Origin of the sequence: Curtobacterium sp. B8, assembly GCF_000333315.1 — a bacterium.
GTDB classification, from domain to species: Bacteria; Actinomycetota; Actinomycetes; order Actinomycetales; family Microbacteriaceae; genus Curtobacterium; species Curtobacterium luteum.
Genome location: NZ_BACW01000629.1, coordinates 1 through 2,579, shown reverse-complemented (window position 1 = coordinate 2,579; position 2,579 = coordinate 1). Strand labels below are relative to the sequence as shown.

Annotated in this window: 3 protein-coding genes; all 3 read left to right on the top strand. The window is 62.2% G+C overall.

What is annotated here, in order from left to right:
* Positions 1-353, top strand: a 353-nt coding sequence (locus I59_RS21640) for a peptidase inhibitor family I36 protein (protein WP_187289837.1), incomplete at its 5' end; no start/stop codon positions are given.
* 108 nt (positions 354-461) lie between these two features.
* Positions 462-1,319, top strand: a complete 858-nt coding sequence (locus tag I59_RS22410; RefSeq protein ID WP_148286297.1) for a hypothetical protein — start codon at positions 462-464, stop codon at positions 1,317-1,319.
* A 218-nt stretch (positions 1,320-1,537) separates the two neighbouring features.
* The coding region (locus I59_RS21635; protein WP_083882192.1) for a glycosyltransferase family 39 protein at positions 1,538-2,579 on the top strand (1,042 nt) is incomplete at its 3' end.

Below are 2,579 nucleotides of genomic sequence, written 5' to 3'. Positions count from 1 at the left end.
CGCCTGCAGCGACCGTCGCAGTGGCCGGCGCTATCCTCGGCGGCAGCGTGGTATCGGCGCAGGCCGCTTCCGCAGCGTGCAGTTCGGGGCACTTCTGCGCGTACGACGGACGGAACTACGCCGGAAGCGTGATGGTTGACAGCTCGACAACCGCGAACGCCACAGTCGACGTCGCCGACAACCGCGTTGCCAGCGGTCAGAACCGTCAGAACCGGAAGTGGTGCGGTGTGAACGTGGAGGGGACTGGTAACGTCATTCGCTCGCGCTGGCAGGCGAACACTAACATCGCAGACCTCTCGCCGTACAACGACACCATCGACTTCTTCTGGGCTGGAACCGCCGGGACCTGTTGATCCATCGGCAGTGGGGAGCTGGCTCACTCCCCACTGCCTGCCCGGTAGTGCCCCTGGAGGTCACCTTTGACTTTTCGATCATTGCTCGGAGCTGCTTCGGCGTTCGCCGTGCTTACCCTCTTGAGCGGCTGCGCTGCGGACTCGACGGGCGTGTCGGAGTCGCTACGGGTCGCGACCAAGAATGCGGCCACACCGCGAGAGGAGCTCACCGCCGCCACTGACCTGCTCACTGCCAAGTGTTTGGATCAGGACGGATTTAAGGTCCCTACGGTAGCGGCACCTGTATATGAGGTTAGGCCCTCAATAACCGGGTACACGGGTCTTTTCACGTCAACCGCGGAGGCGAAACGCGAAGGGTATGGCACGACTATCAAGGCGCCCTCAGCTGCGCCGTTAGACAGCTATCGGGCCACCCTTTCAGGGCAGGATCGGAAGCGCTTTGACCGCGCGCTCCTCGGTGACCCGAAGGATGTCGTAAAAATCACGCTGAGCAATGGCGCGACCGCGTCGAAGCCGAGCGGCGGCTGCTCGGGAAGGGCTTTGGAAGCAGTCTACGGCTCCGTAAAGGACGAACTGCGTGTGGAGGTGATCCAAAACGAGATCCTCATGCTCGCCACGAATCCTGCCATCGAACGGGCGCTACGGGAGCGGCTGCCGCAGTACCAGCGCTGCATGGCGCAGCGGGGAGTGGGTGTCACCGGGCTGAACGCGGCCGAGACTGTCGGAGCATCGCTCGGCCAGTACCGACAACCGGGTGAAGCGCCCTCGAGTCATGAGTCGAAGTTGGCGGCTGAAGACGCCGGATGCCAGGCCCGTGCGAAGTTGAGCAGTACCCTTGACTCGGCGTTGTACGAAACCGCTCAGACGTGGCTTCGAGATCATCACGAGCAAATCCAGCGCGCATCGTCGATCGTGGATGACGCGGCCCCGAAGGCCGCATTCATACTCGACGGGAAGGATGAATGATCGCCAAGTCGGAGGTTGAAACAGAACCGCGAGCGGGCACTCGGCGTGCGGCAACTAGTCGGCGCTGGCTCGGCGTGGTTCTCCTGTCTGCGGGAGGAACTGCGGTCACGCTAGGGGGAGCGTGGCGTCCGTCGTATTGGAACGATGAAGCCGCGACGCTGCAGCTTGCTCGTTTAACACCCGACGCTCTTCTGCACTTTCTTCAAGAGAAAGACGCAGTGCATGGGCTGTACGCCTTCTTCATGCACTATTGGATAGCAGCGTTTGGGGAAAGCGAACTCGCGGTCCGATTCCCCTCCGCGGTAGCCGTGGGAATCACCGCCGCAGCCCTCTTCAGCATCCTACGTGTCATAGGATCCTGGCGAGCGGCGGTCCCTGCTGCGGTCGCCTTCCTCCTTCTCCCCCGCGTAACCGCGATGGGAATCGATGCTCGCTCATTCGCTTTCGCTACCGCGGCCGTAACTGCGACCGTGCTCGTGTTTCTTCTAGCGCAGCGCCCCGCTGCCAGCCGACGGTGGTGGGCACTGTTCACCATCCTTCTTGCTCTTGCGGTAGCACTCTTTCTCTATTCAGCACTCATGGTACTAGTGTTCGCCGCCTGGGTTCTCCTCGACCAGGCGCGGCGAGTGCGCCTGCTCACGCTAGTCATTGCGGCGTCGGCGACCGCGCTTCTCGCTACATCTCCCTTGACGATCCTCGCCTCCACTCAACGCGGACAGGTGGCCTGGCTTCGTAATCAACAGGTGAATCCCTACACGATCGGCGTTGAGAGCTTCTTCGCCAACGCCTGGTGGCTTGCAGGAGCAGTTCTCGCGCTCATCCTCGTCGGCGCAATGATGACGCGCTCAACCCTCCTAGGATCTCCCTGGCTCCTTTTCCTCCTATGGACCGCGATTCCTGTCGTCTCGATCCTTCTTGCTACTTTGATCGCGGGTCCCCTATTCACGCCGCGGTACCTCAGCTTCGTGTCCCCCGCTATTGGCGCACTCGTCGGACTTTCGATAGCAACGTTACGCAGGCAATGGCGAACGGCAGTCTCGGTAACACTCGTCGTCGCCGCACTACCGTCGTACTTGCAGGCACGAAGCGAGGACGGTAAGCCAGGCGGCCAGCCCCTTCGGGAAGTCGCCGGATTCATTGGGGAGCATGCGACCCCAGGAGACGCCATACTCTTTGGCGCCTCCGGTACCGTCTCTCTTCGCCCTCGGATCGCTCTCGCCGCGTACCCGCGGCAGTTTGAACACCTCGACGACATCGCGC